This is a genomic window from Streptomyces sp. CNZ287, assembly GCF_007827615.1.
The window spans coordinates 147,019-163,919 of sequence record NZ_VISV01000013.1; the positions used below are offsets into that span (position 1 = coordinate 147,019).

Consider the following 16,901-nt stretch of genomic DNA (forward strand, 5'->3'; position numbering starts at 1 on the left):
ATGTCCGAGCAGCACTTACCCGACGGAACCAGGTCACTGGACCAGCAGCGGCCGCACTCGGCGCGCGTCTGGGACTACTGGCTGGGCGGCAAGAACAACTACGAGGTCGACCGTGAAGTCGGCGATCAGATGGCGGAGGTCGTGACCGACGTCGTGGAGGCCGCGCGGGCCGACCGCGGCTTCCTGACGCGGTCGGTGCGTCACTTCGCCGCCGACGCCGGGATCCGCCAGTTCCTCGACCTCGGCGCCGGACTTCCCACCAACCACAACACCCACGAGGTCGCGCAGGACGTGGCGCCGGAGTCCCGCGTCGTCTACGTCGACAACGACCCGCTCGTCCTGCGGTACGCCGAGGCGCTGCTCACCAGCGGCCCGGAGGGCGCCACCAACTACGTCGACGCCGACGTGCGCGAGGTGGCGGCCATCCTCGAACAGGCGGCGAAGACCCTGGACTTCGGTCGGCCCGTCGCCGTGATGATGCTGGGGATCGTGCAGTTCGTCGTCGACGACGCGGAGGCGCGCGAGGTCGTGCGCCGGTTCGTCGCGGCCGTCCCCGCCGGCAGCTATCTGGCGCTCGCCCACCCCGTCAAGGGCGTGAGCAGCGAGGTGGACGGCGTTCTGCAGATGTGGAACGAGGCGAGCGTGGACCCGCAGACGCTCCGCACCCACGCCGACGTCGCCGGCTACTTCGACGGCCTGGAGATCCTCGAACCGGGCGTCGTCCCCTGCGCCCAGTGGCGCCCCGAGGACGCGGCCGTCGGCCAGAACCGCCCGGTCGCGCCCTGGCGGGTCTGCGCGGTGGGCCGCAAGCCCTGACCTCGCGCCGGGGCGGCCCCTGGGGCCTGCCTGAGGACGGTGACGAGGATCAGTCGTCGTCGGCGACCCGGATGATCGTCTTCCCGGGGGTGCGCCGGCCTGGGGTGAACCCGGCCGCGTACACCTTCACGATGACGTCGTTCTCGGCGGCGTGCGGAGGGGGCAGGCCGGTCAGGGTCATCCCTGCCGGGCCGGCGTCACGGTCGCGGACGGTGATGGCTTGCACGGGTTTCCGGCTCCTTCCGGGCAGCCGGGGGTGACTGCCCGCTCTGAACAGGCGGGTGCGCTCCCGGGGGAGGCGAGCAGTCTCTCAACGGCCGCCACGGTCCGCGTAGCCGGTGAGCAGCGCGGAGAGGATGTCGGTCAGCCGCGGCTGCACCACGACGGAGTGGGAGAGCTCGGGGTCGGTCTGGTAGAAGACGCGCAGTTGCGTACCGGGGCGGCCGCCGCCTGGGAGGCGGTGAGCCGGTCGGCCGACGCGGGCGAGGACTACCCGGTCGCCTTCCCTCCACCCGGCGGCGGGAAGGTGGCGCGGTGAGGAGGCGATCGACCGGCCGTACGTGACCAGGGCCGCCCCACCTCGCTACCGCCGCCGGGCGGTGCTACGCGGCGGTGGCGGAGCCGAGCGGATCCGGGGCGGGCGTCCGGCCCGCGGCCGCCTGGTCGGCCTCCACGCGCTCGCAGACGCGCGCGCACGAGTGGCTGATCAGCCGGGAGACGTGCATCTGCGAGATGCCGAGGTGTTCGGCGATGCCGCGCTGCGTCATGTCGCAGAAGAAGCGCAGATAGAGGATCTCGCGCTCGCGCTCCGGCAGCCGGCTCAGGTGCGGTCGCACGGCCTCGCGGTCCACGGCCTGGTCGAAGCCGGGCTCGGTGCTGCCGAACGTGTCCAGGAGCGAGTAGCCGTCCCCGGCGCCGGGCAGGGCGGCGTCGAGGGAGAGCGTGGCGTAGCTCTCCCACGCCTCCAGGCCCGTACGCACCTCCTCCTCGGTCAGCTCCGCCGCCTCGGCGATGTCCGCGATCGCCGGGAACCGGTCGTCTGCCGTGACGGCCAGCGCCAGCCCCGCGCTGCGGACGCGGTTGCGCAGCTCCTGGACCCGGCGGGGCACGTGGACGCCCCACATGTGGTCACGGAAGTGGCGCTTCAGTTCACCGACGATCGTCGGCACGGCGAAGCTCTCGAAGGCACTGCTGCGTCCCGCGTCGTACCGCCTCACCGCCTTCACCAGGCCGAGGTGCGCGACCTGCTCCAGGTCCTCCAGCGCCTCGCCGCGGTTCCTGAACTGGCGGGCCAGCCGCGCGGCCATCGGCATCCATGCGCGGACGACCTCCTGCCGCAGGGCCTTCTTGTCCGGCCCCTCGGGCATCCCGGCCAGCCGGCGGAACTGCGCGGAGGTGTCGGGTGCGTCGTGGTGCGGGTGCTTTCTCCTTGTCCGGACGTGTGCCACGGGGGCCTCCCTCGGACGGGTCGTGCGCGTTCGATTGAGGGGAGCGACGGCGGCGGCAGGGTGACCGTGAACTCTTGCGGCGTGCCCCTGATCCGAAGCACGCGGGCCGCCTGCCCGACGCCGTCTGATGCAAACAGGGCTCCTACGGCCTGTTCCAGAATACGCCGGTACGGCACACCGCACGAACGGTCGCCGGCCCCGCCGAAGCCCCGCCGCCGGATCGCGCTCGGCGACCCCACCGCCACCCACGGTGGCCCGTCCGGCGCCGGCGCGAGAGCGGCCGTTAGGACCCGCCGCGGCGTGGTACCCGGAATGTCCGACCCGGGCACGGCGCGTACGTGACCGGACTGGCGCGCCGCCGTGCCCGCGGGCCGGGACAGCACACACCGCTCGGACAAGGAGCACGACATGACCTCCGTCGATGTGGATCCGGACCTCTCCCTCGCACTCGGTCGCCAGTTGCGCGTCGACGCGATACGGGCCGCTGCCGCCGCCGGATCCGGCCACCCGACCTCGTCGATGTCCGCGGCCGACCTGATGGCCGTGCTGCTCGCGAGGCATCTCCGCTACGACGTCGACCGCCCGGACCACCCCGGCGCGGACCACCTGGTCCTGTCCAAGGGGCATGCCTCGCCGCTGCTGTACGCGGCGTTCAAGGCGGTCGGCGCCGTCGACGACGAGGAACTGCTGACGTTCAGGAAGCTGGGCAGCCGGCTGGAGGGGCATCCGACGCCCATGCTGCCGTGGGTCGACGTGGCCACCGGATCGCTCGGGCAGGGACCGCCCATCGGCGTCGGCATGGCGCTGGCGGGCAAGCGGCTCGCGCACCTGCCGTACCGGGTGTGGGTGCTGTGCGGCGACAGCGAGCTGTCCGAGGGCTCGGTCTGGGAGGCGTTCGAGCACGCCGGATACGAGCATCTGGGCAACCTCACCGTGATCGTCGACGTGAACCGGCTCGGCCAGCGCGGGCCCACCCGGCACGGCTGGGACCTCGACGCGTACGCCCGCCGGGCGCGGGCGTTCGGCTGGCACACCATCGAGGTCGACGGGCACGACGTCGCCGCCGTGGATGCCGCCTACAGCGAGGCCGCGGACGTGGCCGACCGGCCGACGGTCGTACTCGCCCGTACGGTGAAGGGCAGCGGAGTCGCCTCCGTGGCGAACCGGGAGGGCATGCACGGCAAGCCCCTGCCGGACCCCGAGGCGGCGATCGCCGAACTGGGCGGCACCGGCGACCTGCGCGTCGAGCCGCACACCCCGCCGCCCGCCGTCGCGCCGCCGCGCGCGGCGGCGCCGCGTCCGTTGCTGCCGCGGTACGACGTGGGGGACCCGGTGGCCACGCGGGACGCGTACGGGCAGGCGCTGGCGGCGCTCGGCACGGCGCGGCCGGACGTCGTCGCCCTGGACGGCGAGGTCGGGGACTCCACCCGCACCGAGCTCTTCGCCAAGGAGCACCCCGACCGGTACTTCGAGTGCTACATCGCCGAGCAGCAACTTGTCGCGGCGGGCGTCGGCATGCAGGCGTGCGGCTGGATGCCGTTCGCCGCGACCTTCGCGGCGTTCTTCACCCGCGCCCACGACTTCGTGCGCATGGCGGCGGTCAGCCGGGCGAACCTCAGCCTGGTCGGCTCGCACGCCGGCGTCGCCATCGGCGAGGACGGCCCGTCGCAGATGGGCCTGGAGGACCTGGCGATGTTCCGCGCCGTGCACGGCAGCACGGTGCTGCACCCCTGCGACGCCAACCAGACCGCGCGGCTCGTCGCCGCCATGGCGGGCGAGGAGCTGACCGGCGTGCGCTACCTGCGCACCATGCGCGGCGCCCGGCCCGTCCTCTACGGACCCGACGAGGACTTCCCGATCGGCGGCAGCAAGCTGCTCCGCGCCACGCCCGGTGACAGCGTGACCATCGCCGCGGCCGGGGTCACCGTGCACGAGGCGCTGGTCGCCGCCGAGTTGCTGGCCGCGGAGGGCATCGGGGCGCACGTGCTCGACCTGTACTCCGTCAAGCCAATCGACGTCGTCGCCCTGCGCGCGGCGGCGGAGCTGACCGGCCGGATCCTCACCGTCGAGGACCACCGCCCGGAGGGCGGCCTGGGTGACGCGGTGGCCGAGGCGTTCGCCGACGGCCGCGCCGTCCCGCGGCTCGCCCGGCTGGCGGTACGGACCATGCCTGGCTCGGCGACGGGAGCGCAGCAGCTCTCGGCGGCGGGCATCGACGCGGAGGCGATCGCGGCGGCGGCCCGCAACCTCGTCGACGCGGAGGCCGCCCGGCCCGTATGACGGGGAGCGGCAGCGCATCGGCGGCGAGCGGAACGGTCCGGCCCCGGCCCTCGGTCCTCGGCCGAGCGGCGGGGCCGGACCGTGTGCCGCGCCCGCGCACGGTGCCGGCGCCTACGACCCGGAGACGAAGCAGAACGGGTGCCCCGCCGGATCCGCGTACACGCGGAAGTCGCGCCTGCCCCCGTCGTCGTCGGTGTCCAGCGGCCGGGCGCCCAGCTCCAGCGCGTGCCGTTCGGCCGCCTCGATGTCGGTGACCCGCAGATCCAGGTGCAGTTGCTGCGAGTTGTCGTCCGCTCTTGGCCAGTTCGGCGGGCGCAGTCCGGGCGCGCGCTGGAAGGCGAGCCGGGTGCCGTCCGGCGCGAGGAGGTCGTACCAGTCGTCGCCGCGCGAACTCACCTCGCCCCCGAGCAGTCCCCGGTAGAACCGGGCCAGCCGGAGCGGGTCCGGGCAGTCCACCGCGACCAGGCAGAACGTGGCGACGGGCATGGCGACCTCCTCGATGACGACATGACCCACGCCGAATGCCCCGCGGGGCGCATGCTCAATCCGGTGCCCCACGGGTGGCGTACGCCGAAGTCCCCGTTCAGGCCTTGCCCAGCAGCTCCCGCACACCCTCGGCCGTCAGGGCCATCTCTTCCGGCGTGCCCGCATCGACGACCAGCGACGGGCCGTCCGCGGGCCAGCCGCGGGCGAGGTCGCCGAGCTCGACCGCGTTGTAGCGCTCGATCTCGGGGAAGACCTGCTCCAGGCGGTCGGGAGAGGTGAAGACCGGCACCAGCCGGGTGCCGTCGCCCTGCTCCACCACCGGCAGGCTCAGCGCCTGCGCCTGCCCTGGGGGCTCCTCGGCGGGTTCCGGGTCGGGCAGCAGCACCCGGCTCTCGGCGAGCGTGTGCAGCGCTTCCTGGTCCGGACCGTTCTCGGCGACGGTGTGCAGCGCCTGCTGCGCGGCGGAGCGCTGACCGTTCGGGTGGTACGTCATGGGTGTCCCTTCGCTGTGCGGTGCCGGAGGCCGATCTCGGCCCGGGTTCCCCGGACGGGCTCCCTGAAACCGGAGCGCACTACTGACCTCTTTGTCTGTTTGTTGACAGATCCCCGGTGGCCGCCGCGAGGGCACCCGCCCCGGCGGCGATCGGCCTGGCCGGCCCCGGGCCCGAGCCGGTGTCCGCGGCGGCCCGGGGCAAGTCGGCCCGGGCCCTGTCGGCCCGGGTCCCGTCGGCGCCGGTGTCGAAGCCGCCGGCGGCACCACGCCTGTCGTAGCCGGACCCCGGCATCTTGTCGGCGTACAGCCCAGCCGTCGGTAGTTCCAGACACGTGCGCTGTGCGGGACGGACACATCGAGCAGGCGCTCTACGGCGACGACAATGCAGACGGGGCCCGCCAGCACCATCACGCAGCCCACAAGCGCCGGGCCCTGCATGCAGGATACGTACTCTGCCCTCCACACACCGGAGAAGATTCACCAGGTGGCCACCATCAGGCCGCCGACCGCTCCCAGCACTCCTCTGACAACCCTCAACCGTATAGGCGCGGCGCTCGGCCCATCCGTCATTGCCGCGGCCTCTCCGACTTCGCTCCCGGATCCCGGCGCCACATGCACTTTGGGGAAACGTAGCCGGGCGGGCCGGGGACCTGATTCGGTCCACAACCCCAACCCCTCGTGCTCCGCGGCGGGTTCCGGGTCGGGCAGCCATCGGCTCCGCTTCCGCCGCGGCCGGCCGGCTCTCAGGACGCCGGGTGGGGCTGGTCGCCCGCGGTCCATTCCTCCTCGCGCGGCGCACGGAGGACACGGGTGCTGGTCCCCTCAAGGGCGAGATCGAGCATCGGCGCGAAGGTCCCGCCGAAACCGGCCCGTGCTTCGTCGGGCCCCGCTTGGGCAGGATCCTTGCCGTTGGCGGACCGGTAGTTCAGGAAGCTCGTCACCCGGAGCGAGGAGAGGACGAGCCAGGCGTAGGCCTGGTCGGGTTGTGCGGAAGGGTTCTGGATGACCAGACCGGACCGGTTGAGAGGTTCGTAAGGGCCCCACAGTGTGGGAGCGACGAAGCCGTAGAGACCTGTCGGCGCGGAGCCCGCGGGGTGGAACGACCGGCGGGTGGTGCAGAAGAAGAGGTAGTACCGCGACCGGTGGACCACGACGTGCGGGCGTTCGATCTCGTGGTTGACGCCGTCCGCGACCAGCAGGGGCGGGAGCAGGGCCCAGCCACCGGAGGCTGCTCGGGCGATGGCGACCGCACCCATGAAGCCCTCGGGCCCGGGTACGGAGGCGGCGACGAGGAGATATTCGCGCCCGTCTGCGGGGTCGCGAAACCAACTGGGGTCGCGGAAGGCCCTGATCCGCCCCGGACCGCCGTCGAACTCGTCCGCCGGCTCGTAGGAGCGGCCGTCGGAACGCAGGACTTCGCGATGCTCGACGCCCTGCTCGAGTTCGACGGCCTGCCCGCCGGTAAGCAGTTCCGGCCGTGCTTCGACGATTCGCTGGCGGAAGGTCGGGCGGGATTCTCCGGCCCGGCCCGCCGCGGTGTAGAAGACCGACACCGTGCCGTCTGGCCGGATGACCGCGGAGCCTGACCATTCGCGGCTGCCGAGGGACGTGCCGGCGGCGAACACGTGCCCGAGGTCGTCCCAGCGCTCATCCGACCTGGCCAGGAGCCGGATGCGGGCGTGGTCGTGGCGATGCTCCGGATGTCCCGCGGCCGGGGCGGAGAGCGCCATCCAGAGCCCGGCGCCGTGGACGACGGCCGGAGCGCCGTCGGATTGCTGCAGCGGCCACGCGTCCCAGATGTCGTGGTGCGGCAACACGCGGGGCCGCGGCGCCGCGGGGGCAGGTGGTGCGGTGGTCGCCGGGGACTCGACGAGCGCGTCGAGATGGTGGCGGGTCCATCGGGTGGGCCGGGTCCCGCTCACCTCTCACCCACCCCGGCAGCCGGGGCCTGTGCCGCAGCCGGTTCGCGCGGCTCCGCGGTCGCGTTCGTCTCCATGATGCTTACCACTGGCTGGTTCAACCCTTCACCGAGCCCTGCAGCAGGGCTGCTACGAAACGACGCTGGAAGATCAGAAAGATGATCAGTGTGGGTGCCAGGATGAGCAGCGATCCCGCGCACAGGAGGGGGATGTTGGTCCCCCACTGGCCCTGGAAGGCTCCGAGCGCGCCGGCCATGGTCCGGCTGGTCGGATCGTCCACGAGCACGATGGCGAGCAGGAACTGGTTCCAGGTCCACAGGAACAGCAGGATCGCGAGCGACGAGATCGCCGGCATGGCCAGGGGGACATGGATGCGCCAGAACAACTGCCACACGTTGGCGCCGTCGATCTCGGCCGCCTCGGAGAGCTCGTCGGGGACGTTGATGAAGTGCGCCCGCATCCAGAAGATCGCGAACGGCATGAAGAGCCCGATGAGCGGCAGGATGATCGCCCACCTGGTGTTGAGCATGCCCATGTCGCGGACCAGGTAGTACAGCGGGGTGATGATGCCCTCGTAGGGGAGGGTGAGGCCGAACACGAACAGAAGGAAGACCGCGCGGGCTCCCACCATCCTGAGGTGGCCGATGGCGAAGCCCGCCATCGTCGCCAGCACCACGGCGACAGGCACCACACCGACCACGATGAGCGCGCTCGACTTCAGCAGCTCGCCCATGTTCGAGAGCCGGAACGCCTCCGCGAAGTTGCCCCACTGCGGGTCGCTCGGCCACTGCAGTCCCTGCGGGTAGCTCCCGGCGGGGTGCAGGGCGGTGACAAAGAGGCTGATGAACGGGACGACGGTCACCGTCATCAGCAAGACGAGGAACAGCCTTCCGGTCCAGACCTCGCGACGCCCGACGATCACCGGGCCTCCCGTGTGAGTCGTTGGATGGGCAGCACGCACGCCAGCACCAGCACCATCAGCACCACGGCCAGGGCGGAGGCCAGGCCCACCTCCCGGCTGAAGAACGCCAGCCGGTAGATCTGCAGGCCGGGAACCATCGTCGAGTTGCCCGGGCCGCCCTGCGTGGAGATGTAGATGATGTCGAAGCTGGCCAGGGCCGCGATGACCGTGACGGTGACGCAGACGCCGATCTCCTGCCGGAGGCTCGGTACGGTGATCGAGAAGAACTCCCGCAGCGGTCCCGCGCCGTCGATCCGCGCGGCTTCGTACAGCGTCGGGTCGATCTTGCTCATTCCGGCGAGGAGCAGCAGCGTGCAGAGACCCAGCAGGACCCAGGCACCGATCACGCCCACCGCTGGGAGCGCGGTGCCGAAGTCGCCCAGCCACGCACGGGTGACGCCGCCGAGTCCCACCGCGGACAGCACCTGGTTGACCAGACCGTCCGAGGCCAGCAGCCAGCTCCAGGTGATACCCGCGGCTACCAGCGGGATGACCTGGGGGACGAAGAGCACGGTCCTGGCGGCCAGCGCGAGGCGCGTCGTCGCGATACCGCGGATGGTGTTCGCGATCGCCAGACCCAAGACCACCGGGACCGCGCAGAAGTAGAGGATCAACTCGAATGCGTGGAGAATCGTGTCGAGCAGCTCGGGATCGGTGAAGACCTGCGCGTAGTTGTCGAGCCCGACCCAGGTGGACGGTCCGACGCCGTCCCAGTCGTACAGCGAGTACTGCATCGTCAGGCCCATCGGGTACAGGACGAAGACCGCGTAGGCCACCAGGGCCGGCGCGGTGAACAGCCACGCAGCCTTCTGCCGGGAGCGGTGCCGCGGCCGGCGGACGGCCCTGCCGTTCGTCTTCGCCGCCGTCGCAGTCTTCGCCATCCCGATCGCACGGCCGGGGATCGCGCGTGCCATCGGCGTCAGTCCTCGACCTGTCGCTCGTAGTCGCTCTGGACCGCCTCCAGCAACTGCCGGGAGGTCACCTCACCCGCGGCGAGCTTCTGCAACTGCGGGGTCCAGCTCTCGGCGTAGATGGAGCCCGTGGCGTTGGCGATGAAGTCCATCGCACCGTCGGCTGCGGCGATCTCAGCCCCCGCCGCCAGGGTCTCTGCGGTGACCGTCCCCTTCTCCGTCTCCGGCATGGAGGCATCGGGCAGGCCCATCGGGTGCGAGCCGCCGACGTCCACGGCGATGGCGCGGGCCTTGTCGTCGGTCGCCACCCAGTCGAGGAAGAACGCCGCGCAGTCGGCGTTCTTTGCGTTCTTCCCGATGCCGAAGGTCAGCGGCGCCGACATCGTGGCAGGTTTCCCGCCCTCGGCCGCCGGAGGGAAGAGGAAGAAGCCCGCGTCGCCCTTCATCTGCTTGTCCAGGTTGCCGGACTCCCAGTCGCCGTTGAACATGAACAGTCCGTCACCGGCGATGAACTTGCTCATCATCTTCGCGTAGTCCATCGCGTTGCCGTCGGGGTCGAAATAGCCTGCTTCAACCCATTTCTCCAAGTGCCGTGCCGCATCGCGGTTCGGCGGTGTATCGATCGTGGCGCCTTCCTTCTGGAAGATCCATTCGTTGATGGGGCCGGGATCGCCGTAGGCCGCCATCAGGTTCTGGAGGGGGAACGCGAAACCGCCGGTGGCGCCGCCGTTGAACTGCACGATCGGTGTCACGCCGGCCTTCTCGGCCTTCTCGAGCGCACCGTCGAACTCGGCGAGCGAGGTCGGCGGGGACGTCATCCCGATCCGCTCGGCCAGCTTCTCGTTGTAGAACACCCCGGTCATGCTGAAGTTGAGGCCCATCCCGTAGAGCGGCCCCTCTCCCCGCGGGCGCCCGCCGGGGCCGAGGCGCAGTTGCTCCAACTGGCCCTCGGGCCACTTGTCCCAGCCGAAGGCTTTCGCATACCCGTCGAGGTCCTTCAGCAGGTCGTCCTTCACCAGCTCGGAAAGCTGCGGGAGCCGCATCAGGTCCGGCGGGTTCTCGGCAAGGAGCCGCGGCGCGTTCTGCGTGATCACCGCGAACTGGTCCTCACGGATGTTCCACCTGACATTCGGATACTGCTTCGTGAACTCGTCGGTGAGCGCCTTCGGCATCGGGAATCCGGTCTCGAAGTAGCCCTGCATCGTGATCGGTTCGTCGCCGCAGGAGGGGGCACCCGCCACGGCGTCTTTCGTTTCGGTCTGCTCGGGACCGCTGTCGTCTCCCGGCCCGCTGCAGGCAGCAGCGAGCAGGGCGCCCGTCAGCGCGACCAGTCCAAGTGCGGTGTGACTGCGGCTCGTACGACGCGACATGGCGTCTCCCTCGTAGAAGGGTGGAGGTGCCTCCGGCTCTGGACAGGGGACGCCCCGGAGGCGGGCGGGATGTCGGGAGGATCGAAGGCGATCGGCGTCTCGCGGCTGGTTGCTAAATCGGATTAGCGCGGTTAGTGTCATGGCGTGCGCCGTCCCGTGTCAAGCTTCTGTACCGGGTCAATGCGGGGGAGGTCTCTCGGTGAGTCCAGGACGCGTCACGCTGGCCGATGTCGCCAGGCGGGCCGGTGTATCGCCAACCACGGCGTCGCTCGTCCTCTCCGGGCGGGGCCGCGAATTGCGTATCTCCGAGGGGGTCGAGCAGAAGGTCCTCAAGGCCGCCGACGAACTGCAGTACCGGCCCAACATCGTCTCCGTCGGCCTGCGTACCGGTAAGAGCCGGACGATCGGCTTCGTCTCCGACACCGTCGCGACCTCACGGCTCGCCGGCGACATGATCAAGGGGGCGCTCGAAGCCGCGCGGGAGCGCGGCGTGATGCTGTTCATCGGTGAGACCGAGGGCGAGACCGACCTCGAAGGCGGGCTGCTCCAGGCGATGCAGGACCGCCAGGTGGACGGCATCATCCTGGCCTCGATGTTCACGCGGGCCGTGCAGGTCCCCGAAGGGCTTGCCAGCAGTCCTGCGGTCCTGCTCAACGCCGTTGCAGAACAGGCGTCCACGCTGCCGTCGGTCCTGCCGGACGAGGTCGAGGCCGGCCGCGCCGCCGCGCGAGTCCTGCTCGACGCCGGCCACCGCGACGGAATACACGTCATCGGTGCCGGTCCCCGGGTGCGCGACGTACCGCCGGAAGCGCTCGCCGGCGTCGAACGGCTCACCGGTATCCGCGAGGTCCTCAGCCGGGCGAAGGTCGAGCTCGCCAGCGGTCGGGTCTGCGCCGACTGGCAGCCCGAGCACGGCTACGAAGCCACCAGGGAACTGCTCGGCCACGTACATCCGCGTGCCCTGATCTGCCTCAACGACCGGATCGCGCTCGGTGCGTACCAGGCCCTGGACGACCACGGTCTGAAGGTGCCCGCAGACGTCTCCGTGATCTCCTTCGACGACCATCCCATCGCCACATGGATCCGGCCCAAACTCACCACGGTGGCACTGCAGCACTACGAACTCGGCCGAAAGGCCGTCGACGTTCTCTTCACCGAGATCGAGCGGCACCACAAGGGGGTCGGCCCGGACCAACGGACCCACCGCGTGCCCATGCCGGTACGGATGCGCGAATCCGTTGCGCCGCCCGGTGCGTAAGGTCACGCTGTGCGCGTTGGTTTCGATGCGCACCTCGTGAAAGTCGATCCCGAGGGCCGCCGACCAGTTGCGGGTCGCCCCGACTCTCCCCGGTCTACCCCGGCATGGTGCCCTGGTACGAGGCACATCCGGTCCAGTTCGCCATCGCAGGTACGGTCGCCGCCGTGCTATTCGCCGTCGTTCTGACGATCCTGTTGCAGCTTCTCTCTGACACATCGGCGCCCTCGTCGGGATCGGCACGTAGAGTCGGGCCCGTGAACGCCCCAGAGCCCACTGATCCGCAGGCCGAAGCCGCACGAGGTCGTCTTCCTCTCTGGCTCGATCCGCAGGATCTGAGCTGGCTGGCCCGGCACTGCTGCTGCGGCGACGGCGCTACGGAGGAGGACAGGGACCGTTGCGGAAGACTTCGGTTCCGTGCCAGTGCGGCCTTGCACAAGCACGCACCCTCTGGCTGATGGCCGGGAAGGCGTGCGGGTGAGCCGGGTTGAGACCCGAGAGCAAAGCGTCAAGCCGTTCCGCAGGAACCCGTGGCCACGGAGCCCGGACGCGCCGTCTCGAACTCCTCACCCCCGCAACCTGATCACCGGCATGCACGGGCGCACATCGTTCCAGACACCTATCCCCTTGACCAAAGAGAGAGGGGCCGCTAGTACGGCGTGGCCGCGCGGGCCTCGCCGAGTGCGGCCACAGCGGTCTCGATGTCGTGGGCGCGCGTGCGGTGGCTGGTGACGCACAGCCGGATCGCGGGTCGGCCGTCGAGACGTACGCGGCTGATCCACGCCCGCCCGCCGCGTACGACGTGGGCGACCACCGCCGCGTGCCACGCGTCGCTGCGGTCGGGGCCGTGCGCCTCGGCGCCGGGATCGGCGACGCAGACCACCGGCAGCGGGGAGTCGTTGATCCGTGGCCAGCCGTCCTCCGCCAGCCGCCGGGCGAGCAGGTTCCCCAGCTCGGTGTCGCGTTCCACCTGCCGGGCGAAGGCCCCCCGGCCCGCCGCGGCCAGCGCAAGGAACACCTTCAGCCCCGCGAACCGGCGCGACCACTGCACACCGGTGCGGTACGGGTCCGGCGCCGTGTCGCTGTCCGGGGGCATGTACCCGGTGCTCACCCGGAAGCTCTCGGCCAGGGCACCGGGGTGCGCGGTGAGGAAGAGGCCCGCGCCCATGGGAGCGGAGAGCCACTTGTGCGCGTCGACGGTGACGCTGTCGGCCCGCTCCACGCCCGCGAGGAGGGGACGCAGCCGGTCGGACAGCGCCGCCGCCCCGGCCCAGGCCGCGTCCACATGGAAGTGCAGGCCCCAGGCGGCGGCGAGCCGTGCCAGTTCCGGCAGCGGGTCCACGGCGCCGCCGCCGGTGGTGCCGGCGGTGCCGACGAGCAGGAACGGTGTCCGTCCTGCCGCGACGTCCCCGTCGTAGAGCATGCGGAGCCGGGCGATGTCCATCCGTCCCGCGGAGTCGACAGGAACGAGTCGCACAGCGCGCCGGCCGAGCCCGGTCATCTGCGCGATCTTCAGCCAGGCGAGGTGGCTCTCGGCTGAGGCGTAGAGCACCGGCTGACCCCGCAGGGCGGTGAGTCCGGCGTTCGGGTAGGCGGGGAAGTGCCGGGTCAGGGCGACGACGACGGCGGTGAGGTTGGCTTCCGCGCCGCCCGTGGTGAAGCTGCCGTCCGCGGCGGACGGCAGGCCCAGGCGGCCGGCGAGGAAGCGCAGGACGTGCCGTTCGATCTCGACGGCGGCCGGGGCGTGTTCGTATGCGGCGAGCTGCGGGTTGACGCCGGCGGCGACCAGCTCGCCGGCGACGCCCCACCACGTGGGCGTGGGGACGAACAGGCCCAGATAGCGCGGGTGCGTGGCGTGTACTCCCCAGCGTCGCAGCGCGGCGGTCACCTCCGCGAGCACCTCACCCGCCGGGCGGGGTCCGCTGAAGTCGTGGCCGGCGAGCCAGTCGCGGATCCGTCCGCTGTCCGGCTCTGCGGGCGCCACCGGTCCCTCGGCGACCGCCTCAGCGTGATGCGCGACCAGCTCGACGGCTTCGATGAGGAGCCGGGCACCCGCCGGGGTGCCGATGTCCAGCGGTCCCGGCTGCCCGAGTACGCCGGACGTGGCTTCGACCGCGTCTTTCATGAGCCCACCTTGGAACGGGCCGCGGCGAGCCCTCCAGGACCAAAGACGACGCAATCCACCGGACCAAATGACGCGCCGGGAAGACCGGCCGCGGCACCGTCGTACGGTAGCGGGGTGACGTCCGTGAAGCCGTCGCGGACCGCCCCGTGACCGGCTACACTCCATCCCCTTCTGTGAAACGCCAGGCCAGGCAACCAGACCACTGCCGGAGGCCGGATCGCCATGAGACCACGTTGGTGACTTCTTGCCCCCCACACTCGCCGGTGAGATCGACATCCTTTGAGGAGATGACCGTGTCCTCTGTGATCGTGCGCGGCGCAGAAGGCCCCGGAGCCCCCGCCCACCCGACCGCCCCAGAAGGGACTGACCCCTGCGGAGGACGGCGTCGCGCGGCCAGAGGCGCGACGCGCCTCCCCGGCATCACCAGGGTGGCTTCTTGCGGTTCGTACGGGGAGCGCCGGACAGGCGCGCTGCCGTAGCCCGACGAGCGGTGGCAGAGCAACGGAGGAGCGACGAAGTGACCGAACTGCGGCTGCTGGGCCCGGTGGAACCGCGCGGGGCGGACGGCCGGCAGTACGCGCTGGGGCCACCGCGGCAACGGTGCGTGCTGGCCGTGCTGGCGATGTCTGCGGGGCGGCCGGTCATGGTGGAGACGCTGATCAGGAACGTCTGGCGCGACGAGCCGACCGACGCCGCGCGTGATGTGCTGTACACCTATGTCTCCCGGCTGCGCCGGGTGTAGCGGCACACGGCGGGGGAGGACCCGGACGCTCCGGCACTGCGCCGGGGCAATCGCACCTATCAGGATCGTCATGGAACCGGCAGAGCGGGGCCGGCCCGGGTGAGGGGGCGCCTGCCGCGCGTAGCGCAGAGCCGTGCGGATGCCCTCTTGCCCGTCGCGTCCTGTCCAGCGGGATCGTATTCCTCGCCGGGCGCCGATTCTGAATTGCGCCAAGCAGGTGAGCACTGGTCAGGTCCGCGCAGTGCAGGTCCTTGCCGGTGAGCCGTTCGGGTGTTGATTGACTGCCGCACCTTCGCTTTCGACGGCCGGACTGCTCTGGCGGATAGCGTGAATGCACCCCAGGTGTGGGTGCACCTCACGGTCCCAGAACGGCCGTTCGAGGGCTCTAGCGGTTTCCGACGGGCAGACAATGTGAGGGCCTGACATGTCCAACCACTTCACCGGCCTCAGCCTCGGGCCACCACTCGGCGACCAGCGCCTCGATCTGTGCGACCTCTACGCCTTCGGGGCACCCGGCGATCCGACCAGGACTGTTCTCATCCTCAACGCCAATCCCCAGGCAGACGCCATGCACCCCGACGCTGTGTACCGCCTGAACATTGACAACGACGGCGACTACCTGACCGACCACGCTTTCAGCTGGGTCTTCAGCCCGCCGACATCCGACGGCTCGCAGACATACAGCGTCTTCATGGCAACCGGTGCGGAGTCCCGCAGGCCCGAGGCGGTCGGCACCAAGATCGTGTCGGACGCCGCCGTCTCCTTCGGCCCTCAGGCCAATGTGGTCAGCAGCGGCGACTACAAGGTGGCTGCCGGCAGCCGCAGTGACGCCTTCTTCTTCGACTTCGATGGAATCAAGAACCTGTTCGACACCACCGGCAAGCGGAATTTCACCGCGCCGCATCTGGGCGGAAAATCCCCGTGGACCGGCGTCGACTCCAACGCCAGGGCCAACGTCTTCTCCATGGCCATCGAACTGCCGACCGCACAACTGGCCCCCGATCACGAGCTGCACATCTGGGGCCGGTGCAGCGTCCTGCGCGACGGTGAACTCGTTCACGCGGACCGCGCCGGACACCCGTCAATGAGCAGCTTCTTCAACACCGACGACACGAAGGAGGAGTACAACGCCAGCGAGCCGGTCAACGACCGGGCCAGGTGGACGGACCAGTTCGTCCACCTGCTCGGCCACACCGGCGGCTACTCGCGCCAGGAGGCGATCGTCGCGCTCGACGAGCACGGCCTGCTGCCCGACGTGCTGCACTTCAACCCCTCCATGCCCGCTGCGTATCCCAATGGCCGGACATTCACGGAAGACGTCATCGATATCCGCGTCGCGTTCCTCACCAAGAACGAGGCGCCGCCCACCGGCCTGACGCCGCACACCGACACCCTGGACCGGTTCCCCTACCTCGGCGACCCGCACCCGGCAACCACCTCCTGACGGTCCCCGTGAGGGTGTGCCGCAGCCCCGGAGCCCCACGACCTCATCGGGCCCGACGGGCTCGCGATCCGCGACGTCTGCCGGTCTTGGCCGGCCATGCGAAGAATGCTCTCTCGTCGGTCGCGGCCGCCGTCGCCGGTGTGTGCTGTCCTGTCTCGTGCCCGCCGACCATGTCGTGGTCGTCACCGCCACCGCGGAGACAGAACTCCCGGCGAACGAGGACGAGGTGGAGATGGGTGCGGGTGACATCCCGCGCGAGGTCGCCCTTGAGGTCGAGGACACGGTGTGCTCCCGCTCCGGCGCTGCCAGGCCGGCGCCGGAAGCCGGGTTCGCCTGGCCGGCGGCGGGCTGGGCGTTCGACGAGAACGGGAAGGTCCCGATGGCGGTGGAGGGACAGCCGCGTATCGAGGTCGGGCACCATTACCTCATGGCCATCCCGTGGGAGCCTGCGGTCACCGTCGACGGCGAGACCGTCCCCGGGAAATGGAATGGCCTGGACGAGAACGCCGTGCTCCCGTACGACGACGGGTGGATCGGAAAGGGCGAGTCCGAGGGCGCCGAGACGACCGCCCAGAAGGCCGAGCATGCGGACGAGGGCGCGGACGGCCCCTCGATCGAGAAGAAGTTGAGCGGCAAGTCCGCGACCGGTCT

14 protein-coding genes and 2 pseudogenes are annotated in these 16,901 nt (G+C 70.9%); 6 read left to right on the forward strand and 10 right to left on the reverse strand.

Features of this window, described 5'->3' with window-relative positions:
• Entirely contained in the window at positions 1–816 is an 816-nt protein-coding gene (locus FB457_RS22995; protein WP_047014905.1) for an SAM-dependent methyltransferase, read from the forward strand.
• 97 nt (positions 817–913) lie between these two features.
• Here the strand turns inward: FB457_RS22995 and FB457_RS23000 are convergent.
• Positions 914–1,042, reverse strand: a pseudogene (locus FB457_RS23000) (NADP-dependent oxidoreductase); the annotation flags it as partial.
• A gap of 162 nt (positions 1,043–1,204) precedes the next feature.
• Here FB457_RS23000 and FB457_RS35340 point away from each other — a divergent pair.
• On the forward strand, positions 1,205–1,354 hold the full coding sequence (locus FB457_RS35340) for a hypothetical protein (protein ID WP_186462033.1): 150 nt from the start codon (positions 1,205–1,207) through the stop codon (positions 1,352–1,354).
• Between the two features lie 64 nt (positions 1,355–1,418).
• Here FB457_RS35340 and FB457_RS23005 read toward each other — a convergent pair whose 3' ends face one another.
• Positions 1,419–2,264: a SigB/SigF/SigG family RNA polymerase sigma factor gene (locus FB457_RS23005; RefSeq protein WP_047014904.1), complete on the reverse strand. Its 846-nt coding sequence runs from the start codon at positions 2,262–2,264 to the stop codon at positions 1,419–1,421.
• A 408-nt stretch (positions 2,265–2,672) separates the two neighbouring features.
• Here FB457_RS23005 and FB457_RS23010 point away from each other — a divergent pair, with 408 nt between their 5' ends.
• Positions 2,673–4,544: a transketolase gene (locus FB457_RS23010; protein ID WP_047014903.1), complete on the forward strand. Its 1,872-nt coding sequence runs from the start codon at positions 2,673–2,675 to the stop codon at positions 4,542–4,544.
• Positions 4,545–4,655: 111 nt separating this feature from the next.
• Here FB457_RS23010 and FB457_RS23015 read toward each other — a convergent pair whose 3' ends face one another.
• From FB457_RS23015 to FB457_RS23045, 6 genes are all read right to left on the reverse strand, one after another.
• On the reverse strand, positions 4,656–5,030 hold the full coding sequence (locus FB457_RS23015) for a VOC family protein (RefSeq protein WP_047019775.1): 375 nt from the start codon (positions 5,028–5,030) through the stop codon (positions 4,656–4,658).
• A gap of 97 nt (positions 5,031–5,127) precedes the next feature.
• Positions 5,128–5,523, reverse strand: coding sequence for an SseB family protein (locus tag FB457_RS23020; RefSeq protein WP_047014902.1), 396 nt, complete (start codon positions 5,521–5,523; stop codon positions 5,128–5,130).
• A 743-nt stretch (positions 5,524–6,266) separates the two neighbouring features.
• A complete protein-coding gene (locus FB457_RS23030; protein WP_145783071.1) occupies positions 6,267–7,445 on the reverse strand; it encodes a glycoside hydrolase family 68 protein in 1,179 nt (392 codons plus the stop codon).
• Between the two features lie 94 nt (positions 7,446–7,539).
• Positions 7,540–8,364 carry a carbohydrate ABC transporter permease gene (locus FB457_RS23035; RefSeq protein ID WP_047014900.1) on the reverse strand — a complete coding sequence of 275 codons (825 nt, stop codon included), beginning with the start codon at positions 8,362–8,364 and terminating at the stop codon, positions 7,540–7,542.
• Entirely contained in the window at positions 8,361–9,317 is a 957-nt protein-coding gene (locus tag FB457_RS23040; RefSeq protein WP_486589109.1) for a carbohydrate ABC transporter permease, read from the reverse strand. Before FB457_RS23040 ends, FB457_RS23035 begins: the two co-directional genes overlap by 4 nt.
• Positions 9,318–9,322: 5 nt before the next feature.
• Entirely contained in the window at positions 9,323–10,684 is a 1,362-nt protein-coding gene (locus FB457_RS23045) for a type 2 periplasmic-binding domain-containing protein (protein ID WP_145783077.1), read from the reverse strand.
• 199 nt (positions 10,685–10,883) lie between these two features.
• Between FB457_RS23045 and FB457_RS23050 the strand changes: the two genes are divergently transcribed.
• Positions 10,884–11,942 carry a LacI family DNA-binding transcriptional regulator gene (locus tag FB457_RS23050; RefSeq protein WP_047014898.1) on the forward strand — a complete coding sequence of 353 codons (1,059 nt, stop codon included), beginning with the start codon at positions 10,884–10,886 and terminating at the stop codon, positions 11,940–11,942.
• Here FB457_RS23050 and FB457_RS36360 read toward each other — a convergent pair.
• Positions 11,940–12,020, reverse strand: a pseudogene (locus FB457_RS36360) (YxiG-like protein); the annotation flags it as partial. The gene FB457_RS23050 and the pseudogene FB457_RS36360 overlap by 3 nt on opposite strands.
• Positions 12,021–12,588: 568 nt before the next feature.
• A complete protein-coding gene (locus FB457_RS23060) occupies positions 12,589–14,064 on the reverse strand; it encodes a pyridoxal phosphate-dependent decarboxylase family protein (protein WP_052770227.1) in 1,476 nt (491 codons plus the stop codon).
• Between the two features lie 517 nt (positions 14,065–14,581).
• Here FB457_RS23060 and FB457_RS23065 point away from each other — a divergent pair.
• The gene (locus tag FB457_RS23065) at positions 14,582–14,806 is read left to right on the forward strand and encodes an AfsR/SARP family transcriptional regulator (RefSeq protein WP_047014897.1); all 225 of its coding nucleotides are present in this window, start codon (positions 14,582–14,584) and stop codon (positions 14,804–14,806) included.
• A 424-nt stretch (positions 14,807–15,230) separates the two neighbouring features.
• Positions 15,231–16,250, forward strand: a complete 1,020-nt coding sequence (locus FB457_RS23070) for a DUF4331 family protein (protein WP_047014896.1) — start codon at positions 15,231–15,233, stop codon at positions 16,248–16,250.
• Positions 16,251–16,901: the final 651 nt, after the last annotated feature.